This window comes from Streptomyces sp. NPDC051569, from assembly GCF_044454085.1.
Lineage (GTDB): Bacteria > Actinomycetota > Actinomycetes > Streptomycetales > Streptomycetaceae > Streptomyces.
Map to the genome: position 1 here is coordinate 143,691 of NZ_JBITDJ010000008.1, position 16,007 is coordinate 159,697.

The window sequence follows — 16,007 nt, forward strand, 5'->3', positions numbered from 1 at the left end:
TTGTGCGGGGCCGCTCCCGGCAGGGGTTCAGCAGGGGCGGCGGGGGCGCCGTTACCTGCCCTGCCGGGCGGCCTTGACCAGCTTCGGTGCCGGACCGTGTCCGGTCACGCGATCACGCCCGGCGCCCGGCGGGCGCCGGGCTACGGCGGCGGCCGGGCTCTGCGGTGGCCGCACGGCATCCGCGTACAGCTGCCGGACCTGGTGCAGGGCCGAGAAGCGGCGCTCCACACCGCCGTCGCAATCCCTCAGCAGTCCGTAGGTGATCAGCGTGAAGACGGCCGACGCGGCCTCGTCCTCCGGGACGCCCACAGCCCAGGCCACCTCCGCGATCGACCAACTGCCCCCCAGCCGGGCGACGGAGGCCAGGAAGCGCTCCGCGCGCGGATCCAGCGCGCGGACGGACCGGCGCAGCAGGGCCGAGGGGTGCCGTGTCCTCCCCGTCGTCATGGGCGGCGGACCGAGCTGGAAAGGGTTCCGGTCGACGTCGGCGAGCAGGTGTTCCAGCGATCGCACCAGGCACCAGCCGCCGGCGTACTCCAGAGCCCGGGGCAGTCCGTCCAGCCGGCGGCACAACCGGGCCACGACAGGCGCTTCGGCCGGGCTGAGCCGGAATTCCGGCCGTAGGCAGCGGATCCGGGTGAGCAGCAGGCGGACCGCGGCGCTGTCCCCGAGGAGATCCGGGTCGGTCTCGGCCGCCTCCGGGGGGAGCGCCAGCGGCGCGAGCGGCAGCACCTGTTCGCCCGGGAGACCGAACGGCCCCGGCGCCGTCGCGAGCACGCGCAGGCCGGGGCAGCGGTCGATCAGCGACGCGATGTGCGGGGCGCCCAGTCCCATGGTCCCGGGGTCGTCCAGCACGAGCAGGACGTCCCTGTCCTGGATCGCTTCGACCAGTATTTCGACGGTCTCGGCGGGTGAAGCGGGCACGGCGGTCGTACGGTCGCGGTCGGTCAGCCGCGCGCCGGACGGTCCGGCGGAGCCGTCGGCAGCCGGCAGCCAGTAGGTCGCACCAGCGGTACCGGGCCGGTGCCGGCGCGCGGCCTCGGTGGCCAGCCGGCTCTTGCCCACCCCGGATACGCCGGTCACCGTCACCAGGCGGCGGCCTGGCGGACGCGACCACTCGGTCAGCAGGGCGAGTTCGCCCTCCCTGCCGATCAGTGTGCTCCAATTCCCCCAGGGCGGTGAGAACTCGAAGCCGGCCGAACTGCCCGGAGTCCCGGCGGCGGGAGGCGCGGCCGCCTTGAGGAGCGTCTCACGGTCCCCGGCGGCCAGTCCCAGGCCGTCGGCCAGCAGCCGGACGGTGTCCCGCCGGGGCGAGCGGACCTTTCCCAGCTCCAGATTGCGTATGCCGCGCACGCTCAGCATGGTGAGGTCGGCCAGGTGGGGCTGGGTGAGACGGGCCCGCAGACGGTATGACCTGAGGAGGCGACCGAACTCTGCGGATACGTGATCACTGCTCATGGCAATCCTCGGGTCGGCCCGCCGGACGCCTTGGGTTCTACGGTGAACCGTGCGCAAGGGGCGCTATGTGACTGGTGTCGCCATCCTCCCTGACAGAATAATGACAAGTAAGTCACGTATCCGAGTGACGGTGGTTCCGGTCAGTGACGGCGGTTCCGGTCACGGACGCGCGCCGCAACCGAGGGCGGCGGCCGCGACACGGCACGGGACAGCACGGCACGGGACGGCACAGCACGACACGACACGACACGACACGACACGGCACGGAACGGCGCGGCACGGCACAGCGCGGCACGGGACACGGTTCAGCGGAAAGCCGGATCGCGCACCCTCCGATCCGGCTTCCCTCATGCCGGCGGTTCGCCGGTCAGCCGCTGAGGCCGCACGTGGTGAGGATGCTCCTGCTGTGCGGGTCGACGGCGGAGTCGAAGTACGTGGAGGTGCCCTCGGGCGTGAAGAGGGCGATGTTGTCGAGGGTCGGCTCGTGCAGGTGCTCCAGGCCGGCCGCGTTCAGGCAGTCGTACTGCTTCTTCGCCGCCGCGACCTGCCCGGCCACGTCCGTGTCACCCTCCACCTGGGGTGCCTCGGCCTCCTTGAAGCAGGGGGCGACGATGTCGCTCCACCACTTCTTGACGAGGGGGGAGCCCTCGATCGAGCCGTCCAGCTTCTCGGTCATGGGACCCAGGTCCTGAACGGGGACGACATACCCGCCGTCGTGACTGTCGGCGGCGCTCACCTCGGTCGCGATGCCGGCCTTCTGGGCCTTCTTCGTCCGGCAGCTGTTGACCTGCGCGGCGTACTGGTCCCAGGCCTTCGCCGCCTCCTTCGATCCCTTCTCGTACACCTGCGCGGGCGTGTTGTCGGAGGACGGCGCGGCTGTCCTGTCGGCCTCGCCGGCCTTCCGCAGCGAGGCGACGAGTTCGGCGTCGGTGGCGGACGCCTGGCCGGCGCCGCCCTGGAAGGCGACGACGAGCACCGCGGTCGACGTGGCGACGGCGAAGCCGATGATCTTGTTGCGGGTCATGTGGACCTTTCCGATCGGTCGGGTGAGGGTGAACAGGGTGCTCAAGCGCCTGCCAGCGCCTGCGTCGGCGTGAGCGCGGCAGCGCGCGACGCCGGGTACAGTCCGGCCCCGGCGCCGACGAGTACCGCCGCTCCGAGGCCGCCCAGTACGGCGGGGACGGGCAGTACGGCGGGCCAGCCCTGGACGAGGGCCCAGCCGGCGACCCCGGCCGCGCCCAGGACGACACCGGCGGCGCCGCCGACCAGGCACAGCACCACGGACTCGGTGAGGAACTGGATGCGGATGTGGCCCCGGCCCGCGCCCAGCGCGCGCCGCAGGCCGATCTCCGTACGGCGCTCCAGCACCGAAATGATCATGGTGTTGGCCACGCCCACTCCGCCGACGAGGAGGGCCACACCGGCGAGTCCGAGGAAGAGCGACGAGAAGGCCGTCTCCGTCAGCCGCTTGGCGGCGAGGGCGTCGGAGGGCCGCGAGACCGTCACGCTCGTGGGATCCGCCGGATTGACGGTCGCCGGGGCGATGGCACGGACGTCCTCCAGCGCCTGCTCGTCGGCGCGCAGATAGACCGTGTCGGGATGGCCCGAGAAGACGAGCTGCTCCTTGGCCGCCTCCCAGCCGACCAGCGCGGCCGAATCGAGTTCGGGCAGCAGCGGCATCGGGCGCAGGATGCCCGTGACGGTGAACCACTTGTCCCCGATGAGGAGTTGCGGTCCGATGCCCAGCTGGGACGGTCCGCTCCCCGAGGCCCCGGTGGGGTCCTGGGGCGCGAGGCCGGTGATGCCGAGGTTGCGCGCCGCGACCGGGCCGAGGACGACGCTCGGCAGATTCCCGTACCGCACGGGCAGGCGGCCCGCCCAGGCCTGTGCCTGGAAGGTTCCCGCCAGGTCGCCGCGGACCGCGACGACCGAGACGCCGGAGGTGTCGCCGGGATCCACCTCGGCCGTTCTGCGGATGGAGACATCGGGCATTCTGCCGATCGCGGCCGTGCTGGAGACCGGGCCGATCCGGGCGACCATGGCGTCGGCCTGTTCGGGGAGCGGTGTCACGGAGCCGCCGCTCTCGGACTTCTGGACCTTGAGCATGTTGGTGCCGAGCTTGGCCAGCTCGTCGGCCAGCGCCTTCTGGCTGGAAGCCGGGATGCCGACGACCACGATCATCGTGGCCACCCCGATGCAGATGCCGAGCGCGGAGAGCATCGCCCGCAGCGGGCTGGAGCGCAGACGCACCACACCGAGACCGAGGACATCGCTCACGGAGAGACGGGCCGGCCGCAGGGCCGGTGAGGTGTCTTTCATACGAGGCCGCCAGTCGTCGCCGTCGGCCCGGTCGAGCTGTCGTCGCCGGACGGACCGTCCCCGTGCGGCCCGTCCGGACGCGCGGAGTCGCGGCGGACCCGGCCGTCCAGGATCTCCACCTGGCGAGGCAGGCTGTCGGCCAGTTCCCGGTCGTGCGTGATGATCGCCGTGGTGGTGCCCTGGGCGTGCAGTTCGCGCATCAGCTCCATGACGGCCTCGCCGTTGCGGCTGTCCAGCGCGCCGGTCGGCTCGTCGGCCAGCACCAGCGCGGGCCGGTTGACCAGGGCGCGTGCGATGGCGACGCGCTGCTTCTGGCCGCCGGAGAGCTGATGGGGCAGGTGCCCCGCGCGGTCGGCCAGACCGACCCGGGCCAGCGCCTCACGGGCCAGTGCCCGGCGCCGCCGGGCGGGGACCCCCGCGTACATCAGGCCGGTCGCCACGTTGTCCGTGGCGCTCATGCCGTCCATGAGGTGGAACTGCTGGAAGACGAAGCCGAGGGCCCGCCCGCGCAGTGCGGACAGTTCGCGGTCGGAGAGCCGGACACTGTCCTGGCCGTGGATCAGGACCGATCCCCCGGTGGGCCGGTCCAGCAGGCCCATGATGTGCAGGAGGGTGGACTTGCCCGATCCGGACGGGCCGACGATGGCGAGCAGCTCGCCCTCGGTGATGGTCAGCGAGACGTCCCGCAGGGCGTGGACCCCACCGGGGTAGCTCTTGCCTACGCGGTCCAGTTCGAGGACGGCGCCGGGGGAGGCGGAGGAGTACGTGGAGGCGGAGGACGGCGTGGAGGCGGAGGACGGCGTAGAGGCGGAGGAGTACGCGGAGGCACGCTTCACTCGGTGGTCACCACCTTCATGCCCTGCTTGATGTCCGGTCCTGAGACCTCCACCAGCCCCAGCGCGAACATGCCGGTCTTGACCGCCACCAGCCGGGTCGCGCCGGTACCGGAGCGTTCGCCGCCACCGGCCGCCGTGGTCCGCGACGCGGGGAGCTGAAGTGCGTAACCGCCCTCGCGCAGCGCCACCAGGGCACCCACCGGGACGGCCAGAACACCCTTCCTGGCCTGGCTCGTGAAGCTCACCGAAGCCGGTGCCCCGTCCAGGCCGGGCGCCGCGGCCGGGTCGGCGAGGCTGACGGTCACCGGCAGGCTCGGATTGTTGGGATCGCCGCCCGGAGCACCGGCGGAACCCTCGCCGCCGGTGGTGACCACCGTGCCCACGTGCTCGATCTTCCCCTTGGCCGTGGTGCCGCCCGGCAGGGTGATGGTCACCGTCGTGCCCTTGGTGAGGAGATGGGCGTCGGTCACCGGCACCGGCACGCTCACGACGCGGGTGGTGCCCGTCACGGTCACCAGGTCGGTCTCGGCGGCGTCACCGAGGCGTGCCGCGACGCTCGCGACCCGTGCCTCGCCCGTCAGCACCTCGACGTCTCCCGGCCCGACCCGGCCCGTCGGGATCTTGCTGCCCTGGTCCCTCTGCCAGTGCTTGACGGCGGCGATCGTGTAGTCGGTGAGCTGGTCGTCCGGCTGCCCGAATTCGCGGTAGCCCAGGGCGTGCAGATTCTCCTCCAGCAGCCGCACGTCGGGACCCGTGGTGCCGGGCCCGGCCACGGCGCCACCGCCGCTCCCGGCGCCCGTGCCACCCGAACCTGTACCTGCCGAACCCGTACCGGCCGATTCCGTGCCGCCCGTGCCGCCCGCCCCGCCCGTGCCGACCGTGCCCGGGTCGGCTTCGCCGGGTCCGGCGGAGGACGGTCCGGCGGAGGACGGTCCGGCGGGCTGTTCCGGTGCGCCCAGCGTGCGGTACAGGGGCAGGGAGCCGTAGAAGACGGTGACCGGCCGGTCGTCGACGCGCACCAGTTGTCCGCCACGCGTCACCGTGCTGCCCACCTTCGGCAGCCAGGTGACCGTGCCCGCGCGGTGGCCCGCCAGAGTGCGTGTCTGGCCGTAGCCGAGCATGCCCGGCAGTGTTCTGGACTCGCTCAGGTCGGTCCGTACCACCTCGGCCGTCCCGGGCGCCGAGGGGCCCGTTCGCGCCGGGGCGGCCGCGTTCCCGTCGCGCGTCCACGTGTACGCGGCGCCGCAGGCGACGGCCACCACGGAGACCGCGCCCAGCACCATCGCGGTGGTGCGCCGCCCCCGTCGGCCGCGTCGGCCACGGCGGCCGCCCCGTACGCCGTCGGCTTCGAGGAGGGCTTCCCCCGAGTCCTCGTGCCTGATCTCCGCTCCCGCTTCCACCGTTGCCCTCTCCGTCGCCGCCGGTGCGGCGCACGGGCACACTCTGCGGACGGCGGGCCGAAGGGAAGCTCAAGAAGCTGCGGAGACCTCAAGGAGCTTGAGGGACCTCAAGAACCTTGGGAAGACCTTAAGAAGATCAGCCTTCGAAGCCGCATTTTCTGAGGATGCTCATGGTGTGCGGGTCGACCGCCTTGCCGCCGATGTACTTGGAGGTGCCGTCGGGGGTGAAGATGGTGGTGTTGTCGAGGGTCGGCTCGTGCAGATCCTCCAGACCGGCCTTGTTCATGCACTCGTACTGCTTCTTCATCTCCGCGAGCAGCTCGGTCCTGCCGTCGTCGCCCGGGATCTCCGGACCCTCGACATCCTTGAAGCACGGTACGACGATCTCGCCCCACCACTTCTTGACCAGGGGGGAACCCTCGAAGGTGCCGTCCATGTTCTCGCCCATGGGCCCCAGGTCGTGCGTGGGAACGACGTAACCGGCGTCGTGACTGTCGACGGCGCTCACCTTGGTCTCGATGCCGGCCTCTTGAGCCTTCTTCGTCCGGCAGCTGTTGACCGCCGCCGTGCGCTGCTCGTCCGTCAGGGGCGCCTTCTTCGGTCCTTTCCCGGGCGCCGTACCGGCTTCGCCGGACGGTTGCGCGGGCGTCCCGGGGCTCTCCAGCGAGGCGATCCGCGAGCCGTCGCCGGACGAGGCCGCGCTGTCCTCGCCGCCGCTCCGGCATCCGGCGACAAGCAGCACGGAGGACGTGGCGGCGACGGTGAAGCCGATGAGCCTGCCGCGGATGAGTCTGCTGGGGGTCATGGACATCGCTCCCATCGTGGTCGCCGCCGGTGCGGCGCTCAGCCACACCCTGCTGACGACGGGCCGAAGGGAAGCTCAAGAAGCTTCGGAGAACCCAAGAAGCTTGAGGGACCTCAAAAACCTTGGCGAGACCTTAAGGATCTTCGGCGGGCCTGAAGAGGCCGAAGGCCCTGTGGGCCGGACCCGGCGCGTCAGGTAATCCTTGAGGCATGAACGGAGCCGAGCCACTGAACGTGCTGGTGATCGAGGACGACCCCCAGATCGGCGCCGCCCTGCGCCAGGGCCTGGAGGCGGAGGGGTACGCCGTCGAGCACATCACCGACGGGCTCACCGGTCTCCAGCGCGGCCTCACCGGCGAGCACCGGGCGATCATCCTCGACATCATGCTGCCCGGCGTGCACGGCTACCGCGTCTGCGCCGAACTGCGCCGCGCGGGCGTGACCACCCCGGTGCTCATGCTCACGGCGAAGGACGGCGAGTACGACGAGGCCGAGGGCCTGGACACCGGGGCGGACGACTACCTCACCAAGCCCTTCTCGTACGTCGTCCTGCTGGCCCGGCTGCGCGCCCTCGTACGCCGGAGTGCCACCGAGGACACCTCGGCGGCCGGGGGCAGGCAGGTGCGCGTGGGAGATCTCTGGCTGGACCTGGGCGCCTACCGCTGCGGGCGCGGCGACACCGAGCTGGCCCTGACGGCCCGGGAGTTCGCCGTCCTCGCCGTGCTCGCCCGGGGACGCGGGCGGGTGGTGGCCAAACAGGACATCGTGGACGAGGTCTGGGACCACGCCTACGACGGCGGGACCGCGATCATCGAGGTGTACATCAGCAACCTGCGGCGCAAGATAGACACCCCGTTCCGGCGGCGCAGCATCCAGACCGTGCACGGCGCCGGATACCGGCTGGTCGACGATGTGGCCGCCCATGCTTGACCGGCTGCCCATGGGGCTGCGCACGGCGCTGCTCGCGGGACTCGTCGCGCTCCTCGCCGCGGGCGGCGGTGCCTGGTGGCTGCGGCAGCACCTGTACGCGGACCAGCTGGACGCGGCCCGCGCCACGTCCGTGGTGCAGGCGCACGCGGTGGCCCGGGCGCTGGTCCTCGGCAAGCAGACGGCGCTCGTCACCGGACAGCTGGAATGGCCGTACTTCGTCGTCGCGCCCAAGGCCGGAGGTACCTCCGGCGGCGCTACCTCCGGCGGCGGTACCTTCGGCGGCGGGCTGGAGTATCTGTCCGTACCCGCCGCCCAGCTTCCCCCGGCCCCCGCCACGGCCACGGCGGGCTGGACCACGACCCGGACCATCCGCATCGGCGCTCCCCTCGACGGGTGGCCCCGGCCGGACGGCATCGCGAGCCCGGACAAGCCCGGACTGCTCCCCGACCGCTCGGCGGCGCCCGGCGGCGCGGCGGACGCGCCCGGGGCCAACGGGCGGCCCGGAGCCGCGAGCCCGGGGCCGTCCGTCTCCCGGCCCCCGTACCCGTCCATGTCTCCGTCCATGTCTCAGGCCCCGTACCCGTCCGCTTCCGCACCGGCCGAGCGACCGCCGTCCGTGCCCGCGCGGGCGGAGCGGCTCGCCCACCGCTCCTTCGAAGCGACCGGCGTCCTCATCGACATCCCGCCCGGTGAGACGACCATGTTCGGTACGGACGGCGGCCGGTACACCGTCTACGTGCTCGTCCTGCCCGACCAGGCCGAGGCCGCCGTAGGCGCCGTCGACCCGGCCCTGGCGGTGGGCGTCCCGCTGGCCGCGCTGCTCGTGGCGGTCACCGCGTACGCCTCGACGCGCCGCGCCCTGCGCCCCGTCGAGGCGATCCGGGCCGAACTCGCCGCCCTCGCCGAGAGCGGCGCCGGGCGGCTCCGGCACCGGGTGCCCGTCCCGCGTGCCCGGGACGAGATCTTCCGGCTGGCCACCACCACGAACGAGACCCTGGAACGCCTGGAACGCTCCGACCGCGAGCAGCGCCGGTTCGTCGCCGACGCCGCCCACGAACTGCGCAGCCCGGTCACCGCCCTCCGTGCCCAGCTGGAGATCTCCCTCACCCACCCGGGCCGTACGGACTGGCCGAGCAGCACCGAGAACGCCCTGCGCGCCGCCCGCCGCCTCCAGGACCTCACCGACGACCTGCTCTTCCTCAGCCGCCCCGACGTCCCGGCGCAGCGCGGCTCCCTGGTCGATCTCGCCGGTACGGCCGAGGAGCTGGCGCGGCCCGGGCCGCCGGGCCTCCAGGTCGTCGTCGACGCACCCTCGTACGTCCCGGTCCGGGGCAACGCCCTGCATCTGCACCGGTTGCTGCGCAACCTGCTCGACAACGCGTTCCGGCACGCCCGCGAACGGGTCACCGTCACCATCACCATCACCCCGGCCACCATCACCCCGGCCGGTGACGAGATCCTCGTCGAGGTGCACAACGACGGCTCCGGCATCGCCCCGGCCGACCGCGAGCGCGTCTTCGACCGCTTCACCCGGCTCGACGAGGCACGCACGCGCGACGCGGGCGGCAGCGGACTCGGCCTCGCCATCGCCCGTGACATCGCTCGGCACCACCACGGCACCCTGACCATCGCCGACACACCGCCCGGCACCGGCACGGCCTTCCACCTCCGCCTGCCGGCGCCCGGTCCGCCCCCCGCCTGACGGCTCCGGCGCCGTCAGGAGAGCAATCCGCGCTCCATGGCCGTGATCACGGCGGCCGTACGGTCCGACACGTCGAGCTTCCTGAACGTGCGCAGCAGATGGGTCTTCACCGTCGCCTCGCTGATGAACAGCTCCTTGCCGATGTCCGCGTTGGTCAGCCCCCGGCCGACCAGCCGCAGCACGTCGCACTCCCGCCCGGACAGCGGCGACGGCACGGGCCCGCGCGCCCGGAACAGCTTGCCGGCCAGTGAGGGCGTCAGGACGGTCTCGCCACGGACCGCCGCGTGCACCGCGTCGATCAGCTCCGCGCGTGAGGTGCCCTTCAGCAGATACCCCGCCGCGCCCGCCTCCACGGCGCGCAGGATGTCGGCGTCGTCCTCGTACGTGGTGACGATGACGACCCTGGTCCCCGGTGACCGGCGCAGGATGTGCCCGGTCGCCGTGACCCCGTCCATCTCACCCATCCGCAGGTCGAGCAGGACGAGGTCCGGCCGGAGCGCGGCGGCCTGGCTGACCGCCTCCTCGCCGGAACCGGCCTGGCCGACGACCCGGATGCCACCGGCCGACTCCAGGATCGCGCACAGGCCCTCCCGTACCACCGGATGATCGTCGGCCAGCAGGACCTCGATCGTCTTCGCCTCATCCATCGGCCGTCTCCCCGCCGCCCTGCCCCGGGGACATTCCCGGGGACGTCCCCGAGGACATTCCCAGGGGCACCGTCACCTCGATGGTGGTGCCCTCTCCGGGAGCGCTGTGGACCGCCGCGACGCCGCTGATCTCCGCCAGGCGGGCCCGCATTCCGCGCAGTCCGAATCCCTCCCGCTCCCCGTCCCGGGCGGCTCCCTCGTCGTCCGGGGTGAATCCCTCGCCGTTGTCGCGGATCACGAGCCGGACCGTGTTCTCGCCGCTCTCGCCGCTCTCGCCGCTCTCGCCGCTCTCGCCGCTCTCGCCGGGCGCGTCGTACGCCACGGTCACGTCCACCTCGGAGGCCCGCGTGGCGTGCTTGCGTACGTTCGCGATCGCCTCCTGCGCGGATCGCAGCAGTACGACACCGACCTGCACCGGCAGCGGTCTCTCCGCGCCTTCGACGGAACACCGTACGGTCAGCCCGGTCTCCGCGGCCAGGCCCTCCGCCAGCCGGCGGATCGCCTGCACCAGGGAACTCTCCCGCAGCCCCGGCGGCGTGAGCGCGGCGACGAAGTCACGCGCCTCCGCCAGGCTCTCCCTGGCCACGCGGCCGGCCAGACCGAGGTGCCTGCGCGCGAGGTCCGGGGCGTCCTCGACCTCGGGTTCGGCGGCCTGGAGCAGACTGATGATGCTGGTCAGGCCCTGTGCCAGGGTGTCGTGGATCTCCCGGGCCAGCCGCTCGCGCTCGGCGGAGACACCCGCCTCACGGGACAGCCGGGCCACACTCTCGCGGCTGCGGCGCAGTTCGTCGATCAGCTGGGCGCGGTCCTTGCTCTGGCCCACCACCCGCTTGATCCACGACCCGAGAAGCACCGACAGCGCGATGCCGAGCAGCGACGTGGGCAGGACGGTGAGGACACCGGGCGTGAGCGCGCCGTCGCGGATCCACAGCACCGTCACCGGCAGGAGGTTGGCGAGTGTGGCGAGCACGACGGACGCCGGTGAGGGCAGGCTCATCATCAGCATCGGGACCACGGCGAACAGCGCGAACGCGCTGACCAGGTCGGACGCCGCCGCCACGGTGAAGAGCACCAGGAGTCCGGCCGAGAAGACGATGTTCGCGCGCCCGTGCCCACGGGTGTCGCGGAGCATCACGCCCCGGCCGAGGCTCGCGTACCAGACGACGATCAGGGTGAGCGCGCCGATCGCGACCGCGCTCGCGGTCCGGCCCCCGGCGGAGGTGAACAGCAGGGCCGTCGTGACGAGGTAGGAGACCGCGAAGTAGCCGTCCCACAGGCCGAACCAGCGGCTCCCGGTCGCGGGGCCGTACTCCGCTCCGGTCCGCGCTGAGTCAGGCCGTGCCGTGTCAGGCCCTGCCGTGTCGGCCCGCGCTGTGTCCTCCCGTACCGCGTTCTCCCGCACCACGTGCCCCTGCTCCCTCCCACCGTGGACGACCACGCACCATCGAAGTCCTACCACGCGGTCCTCGGTGTCCACCGATCGGTGGACACCGATCCCAACGTTCGGTCGTACCCCCGGGGTTGGGTCCGGCATAGCGTTTTCACAGCGGTACGGAGCGGCGAGAGCGCCGCGAGGAACGAGGGAAAACCGCGGAAGGTCTGGAGCCTGTCATGAGCCCGTTTTTGACCGCGCTGATCGCCGGCGCGACGATTTTGACCATCGTCCTGGCGACCGACCTCGGACGCCGGCGTATCACCACGATGCGGATGCTGCGCTCCGTGCTCGCGGTCGCCGTCGTCCTCGCGCTCTTCGTGCGCTCCTTCCCGACAGCGGGCAACGACCTGTCGCTCCAACTCGCCGGTGTCGGCGTGGGCGTGGTCTGCGGGCTGCTCGCCGGCGGTCTCCTGCCCGCCTACCGGGACGAGGACGGGGAGTTCCGCACGGTCGGCGGTGTCGGGTACGCGCTGGTCTGGATCGTGCTCTCCGGCGCCCGCGTCCTCTTCGCCTACGGCACCGAGCACTGGTTCGCCGAGGGAATCGTGCGCTTCAGCGTGGAGCACGAGCTGAGCGGCCAGGACGTCTACGCGAACGCCTTCGTCTTCATGTCGCTGGCCATGGTGCTGGCTCGCACCGGCGTCCTGCTGGCCAAGGTGCGCCACCTGCGTGCGGCAGAGGCGGCAGGCGCGGGAGAGGCGGCAGGGGCGGTGTCGGCCGACGCCCTGCCGGGCGGTTCCGGGCGGCCCGCACCCACCGATGTCACGGTGGACTGACGGAGCATCAGAAGCTAGGCCTGCTGCGGAAACCCCGGCGTTCGACCGGCGCTTCCGTGGCCGGCCACGCCCGAGCCGGGGGGCCCGGGCGTGGCTGTTCATGCCCGGGCCGGGGGGCTCGGGCGCGGCCGTTTCCGTCCGGGCCGGGGCCCGGACTCCGTCACTTCAGCAGATACGCCTTGATGACGGTCGAGGCGAACGTGTTGCCCTTGGTGTCCGTGAGGCTGGTCCTGAAGGACACCGAGGTCGCGCTCTTCGGGTGGGTGAGCGTCAGACTCCGCTTGCCGGCCTTGTCCTTGGCGACCGTGGTCTTCTTCCACGTCTTGCCACCGTCGTACGAGACCTGCACGGCGAGGGCCCGCAGGCCCTTGCCGGCCGCCGGGCCCTGGATGGCGAGCGGCACGGTGAGCTTGCCGCCCTTCTTGGCGGTGCCGGCGGTCGTGAGCTTCGGGTGGAAGGTCACGGTCGACAGCGGCATGGTCACGAATCTGCCGTTGTCGGCGAGTGCGGTGGTGACCGTCCAGGCCGAGGTGACCCGGGTGCTCACCGCCGCGACCGCGGTGCTGCGGGAGACGTCCGTGCTGATCGCGACCTTCTTGGTGCCGAGACCGAGCGATTCGACGACGTCGCAGGGCGCGGCGGGCTGGTCGTAGACCTTCTTGCCGCCGACGGTGACCACGGTGCGGGCCTTGCTGACCTGGGAGGCACCGAGGCCGCCGGAGCCGTCGGTGAACATCGACACACACATGAGGGCCGCGTCGGCCCACGAGTGGACGCCGCTGTCCATGCCGGAGACCTTCGGTCCGAAGACACCGGTGTTCAGGGTGCGGCTGTACGTCTTCTTCGCCTGGTAGGCGGCCGCGCCGCCGATGCCGTACCACTCCTCGTACCCGGAAGCGCTGTACTGGCTCGCCCCGAAGCGCCACTTCACTCCGGCGGGCGTGGTCACGTACTCCGTCGCGCCGCCGGGGACGGCGAAGACCGGCGTCTCGGAGTCCAGGCTCGCGGTCGCCGACTCCCACACCGGGAGGACCGACGCCCGCTTCTTCTTGACGGATGCGCCGACCCGCACGTTGACCCGGGCCAGCTCACCGGCGGCCGTTTTGTGGGTGAAGCCGGTCCACAGGGAGCCGGTCCGCTTGTAGAGCAGGTTGTAGTGGGTGGAGCCCTTGACCCACAGGCCGCCCGTGTACGCCTCGAATTTCTTGGCGGTGGTGGCGGGGCCGACCTGGGCGACATCGATGCTCATGCCGGAGGAAACGGCGTATCCCCCCGTGTATCCGCCGAGCGGGCCGTCCGCGTGGTAGACGAGGCTCGCCTCGCGGAGCTTGGCCGACGCCGGTGCGGTGATCTTGACCGGCTTGGCCTTACGGGCGTCGAAGGTCACCGTGGACTTCGCCGTCAGCAGCAGCTTCGGCTGCACCAGCGTGCTGAATCCCGAGCCGCCTCCCGACTTCCTCACATACAGGTCCGCGCTGAGGAAGTACTCACCCTTGGGCAGCCGGAGGCTGACCGTCCCGCTGGGCGGGACGTCGGGGTACAGCACCCGGCCGGTGCCGGCCGCGTAGACCGTGCTGAAGACCGGCTCGGTCCCCTTGCCCTGGGTGTCGAGGTGCTTGAGCGTCAGGTCGTACGACTCCACCTCGCGCTCGGCGGCGAAGGACGTACGCACGACCTGGCCGTCCTCGGAAGAGGCGACGAGCGCCCCGCTGAAGACGCCGTCCAGGGTGCCGAGGCGGGTGTCGGCGGTCAGGGTGACCTCGGTGGTCCCGCCGGCCGGGACGGTGATGCGGGAGCCGGCGATACGGGAGTCGGCGCTCCCGGGCTCCGAGGTCTCGGGCTCAGGGTTCCCGGGCTCGGGGATCTCGGGGTCAGGGGTTCCGGGGTCGGGAGTCCCGGGCTCAGGGGTGCCGGGCTCAGGGGTGCCGGGCTCGGGAATCTCGGGGTCGGGGGTGCCGGGGTCAGGAGTTCCGGGATCGGGGGTCGCGGGTACGGCGACGGCGAACATGCCGGCCGGGGCGGCCCCGCCCTTCGGGCCGGTAGCCGTCAGCGACAGGTCCAGCGTGACCGGCGCCGCGCCGGTGTTGCGGTAGGTGACGGTCCGGCTGATGACCTTGTCGTCGGCGTGCGGCCACTTCTGCAGACCGAAGCCCACCGAGGTCTGCTCGGTGACGACGGTCTGCCTGACGGCGCGGGCGACATCGGTACGGCCCGTGCCCTGGGCGTACGCGTCGAGCCCGGCGGTCGGCTTGGCGGACGCGGTGAGCGCCTGCTTGATCCGGGCGCCGGTCCAGTCCGGGTGCTCCTGGGCGAGGATCGCCGCCGCGCCCGCGACGTGCGGGGTGGCCATCGACGTACCTGACAGGGAGACGTAACCGCTGGCGGCCGGGCTCCCGATGACCCCACGGGCCGCCTTCGCCGCGACGATGTCCACGCCGGGGGCCGTGAGGTCCGGCTTGAGCGAGCCGTCAGCCGCCGGGCCCCGGCTGGAGAACGGCGCGATCTTGTCCTTCCGGTCGACCGCGCCGACGGTGAGTGCCGCGGCGGCGCTGCCCGGCGAACCGATGGTCCCCTTCCCGGGGCCCTCGTTCCCGGCGGCGACGACGAAGAGCATGCCCGTCCACCGGGAGATCGAGTTCACCGCCTGCTCGACCGGGTCGTCACCGGGGCTGTCCGGGCCGCCCAGGCTCAGGTTGGCGACCTTCGCCCCCTGGTCGGCGGCCCACTGCATGGCCGCGATGATCCCGGAGTCCTCGCCCCAGCCGTCGTCGTCGAGCACCTTGGCGGAGATGATCGTGGCGCCCGGCGCCACACCCTTGTACCTGCCACCCGACTTCGCGCCGGACCCGGCCGCGATCGAGGCGACATGCGTGCCGTGGCCGACCCGGTCGACCGTGTCCCTCGCCTCCGAGAAGTTCTTCTGCGCCACGATCCGGCCGGTGAGGTCCGGGTGGGAGCTGTCGACGCCCGTGTCCAGGACGGCGATCTTCACGCCCTTGCCGGTGTACCCGGCCTCCCACGCGGCCGGCGCGCCGATCTGCGGAACGCTCGTGTCGAGGGCGGCCTTGCGGCGGCCGTCGAGCCACACATGGGCGATGCCGGGAGCGGTGGTGCGCGCGGTGGCGCCGGCGGACCGCCCGGTCGCGGCGGGCTCGGTCAGGGCGGCCCAGATGTCCGTCGCGGCGTGCTTGGGCGCGTCGAGCGCGGCTCCGTCGATGGTCGGCAGGGTGCGCCGTACCGAGGCGGGAGTGGCGGTGACAGCCGACCTGGCCCGGGCCGCCGACATACCGGCGTACGAGACGATCAGCGGCAGGGAGGCGCGGTGCGCGTCGTCGTAGCCGGACGTGACCAGCTCGGTGACGTTGAACAGCCGGCGGTCGAGCGTGCCCCGGACGATGAGATTCCACGCGTCGTCCGGTATGACGTAGGTGCTGCCGCCCACCGTCTGGGTGACGACGCGTATGTGCTCGCGGCCCTTGCCGTGGGCGATCCGGGTGACCCGGCCCCGGGCGTTCAGATGGACCCGGTCGCCGGTGATCAGGGTGACGACGGCGCCGCCTCCGAGGGCTTCCGGCACCGTGGCCCGCGCGTCGGCCGCGGCGAGCGGTGAGGCCGCCGAGGCGGCCCCCGTCATCAGCCCGGCGCCGAGCGCGGCGGCCAGTACGGCGGCCCCCGCCCTGGTTCTGCTTGTGTGCAACGT

12 protein-coding genes are annotated in these 16,007 nt (G+C 72.4%); 3 read left to right on the top strand and 9 right to left on the bottom strand.

Features of this window, described 5'->3' with window-relative positions:
• Window positions 1-51: 51 nt before the first annotated feature.
• The 6 genes from ACIBAE_RS15390 to ACIBAE_RS15415 form a co-directional block, all read right to left on the bottom strand.
• Window positions 52-1,458, bottom strand: a complete 1,407-nt coding sequence (locus ACIBAE_RS15390) for a helix-turn-helix domain-containing protein (RefSeq protein WP_399285260.1) — start codon at window positions 1,456-1,458, stop codon at window positions 52-54.
• Window positions 1,459-1,825: 367 nt separating this feature from the next.
• Window positions 1,826-2,527, bottom strand: a complete 702-nt coding sequence (locus ACIBAE_RS15395; protein WP_399285261.1) for a hypothetical protein — start codon at window positions 2,525-2,527, stop codon at window positions 1,826-1,828.
• Window positions 2,524-3,735 carry an ABC transporter permease gene (locus ACIBAE_RS15400; RefSeq protein WP_399285262.1) on the bottom strand — a complete coding sequence of 404 codons (1,212 nt, stop codon included), beginning with the start codon at window positions 3,733-3,735 and terminating at the stop codon, window positions 2,524-2,526. Before ACIBAE_RS15400 ends, ACIBAE_RS15395 begins: the two co-directional genes overlap by 4 nt.
• A 38-nt stretch (window positions 3,736-3,773) precedes the next feature.
• Complete coding sequence (locus ACIBAE_RS15405) at window positions 3,774-4,508, bottom strand: ABC transporter ATP-binding protein (RefSeq protein WP_399285364.1); 735 nt, start codon at window positions 4,506-4,508, stop codon at window positions 3,774-3,776.
• A 101-nt stretch (window positions 4,509-4,609) separates the two neighbouring features.
• Window positions 4,610-6,013 (bottom strand): peptidoglycan-binding protein, encoded by a 1,404-nt coding sequence (locus tag ACIBAE_RS15410; protein WP_399285264.1) that lies wholly within the window; start codon window positions 6,011-6,013, stop codon window positions 4,610-4,612.
• Window positions 6,014-6,149: 136 nt separating this feature from the next.
• Window positions 6,150-6,818 (bottom strand): hypothetical protein, encoded by a 669-nt coding sequence (locus tag ACIBAE_RS15415; protein ID WP_399285265.1) that lies wholly within the window; start codon window positions 6,816-6,818, stop codon window positions 6,150-6,152.
• Window positions 6,819-7,045: 227 nt separating this feature from the next.
• On the opposite strand from ACIBAE_RS15415, the gene ACIBAE_RS15420 reads away from it, so the two are divergent.
• Both ACIBAE_RS15420 and ACIBAE_RS15425 read left to right on the top strand, forming a co-directional pair.
• Complete coding sequence (locus tag ACIBAE_RS15420) at window positions 7,046-7,747, top strand: response regulator transcription factor (RefSeq protein WP_399285365.1); 702 nt, start codon at window positions 7,046-7,048, stop codon at window positions 7,745-7,747.
• Window positions 7,740-9,449 (top strand): sensor histidine kinase, encoded by a 1,710-nt coding sequence (locus ACIBAE_RS15425; protein WP_399285266.1) that lies wholly within the window; start codon window positions 7,740-7,742, stop codon window positions 9,447-9,449. The genes ACIBAE_RS15420 and ACIBAE_RS15425 overlap by 8 nt, the downstream gene beginning before the upstream one ends.
• 14 nt (window positions 9,450-9,463) lie before the next feature.
• On the opposite strand, the gene ACIBAE_RS15430 is transcribed toward ACIBAE_RS15425, so the two are convergent.
• Window positions 9,464-10,096, bottom strand: a complete 633-nt coding sequence (locus ACIBAE_RS15430; RefSeq protein WP_399285267.1) for a response regulator — start codon at window positions 10,094-10,096, stop codon at window positions 9,464-9,466.
• Window positions 10,089-11,501: a sensor histidine kinase gene (locus ACIBAE_RS15435; RefSeq protein ID WP_399285269.1), complete on the bottom strand. Its 1,413-nt coding sequence runs from the start codon at window positions 11,499-11,501 to the stop codon at window positions 10,089-10,091. Before ACIBAE_RS15435 ends, ACIBAE_RS15430 begins: the two co-directional genes overlap by 8 nt.
• A 206-nt stretch (window positions 11,502-11,707) precedes the next feature.
• On the opposite strand from ACIBAE_RS15435, the gene ACIBAE_RS15440 reads away from it, so the two are divergent.
• A complete protein-coding gene (locus tag ACIBAE_RS15440) occupies window positions 11,708-12,307 on the top strand; it encodes a hypothetical protein (protein ID WP_399285271.1) in 600 nt (199 codons plus the stop codon).
• 160 nt (window positions 12,308-12,467) lie between these two features.
• Here the strand turns inward: ACIBAE_RS15440 and ACIBAE_RS15445 are convergent, their stop codons facing one another.
• On the bottom strand, window positions 12,468-16,004 hold the full coding sequence (locus ACIBAE_RS15445; protein WP_399285272.1) for a S8 family serine peptidase: 3,537 nt from the start codon (window positions 16,002-16,004) through the stop codon (window positions 12,468-12,470).
• Window positions 16,005-16,007: the final 3 nt, after the last annotated feature.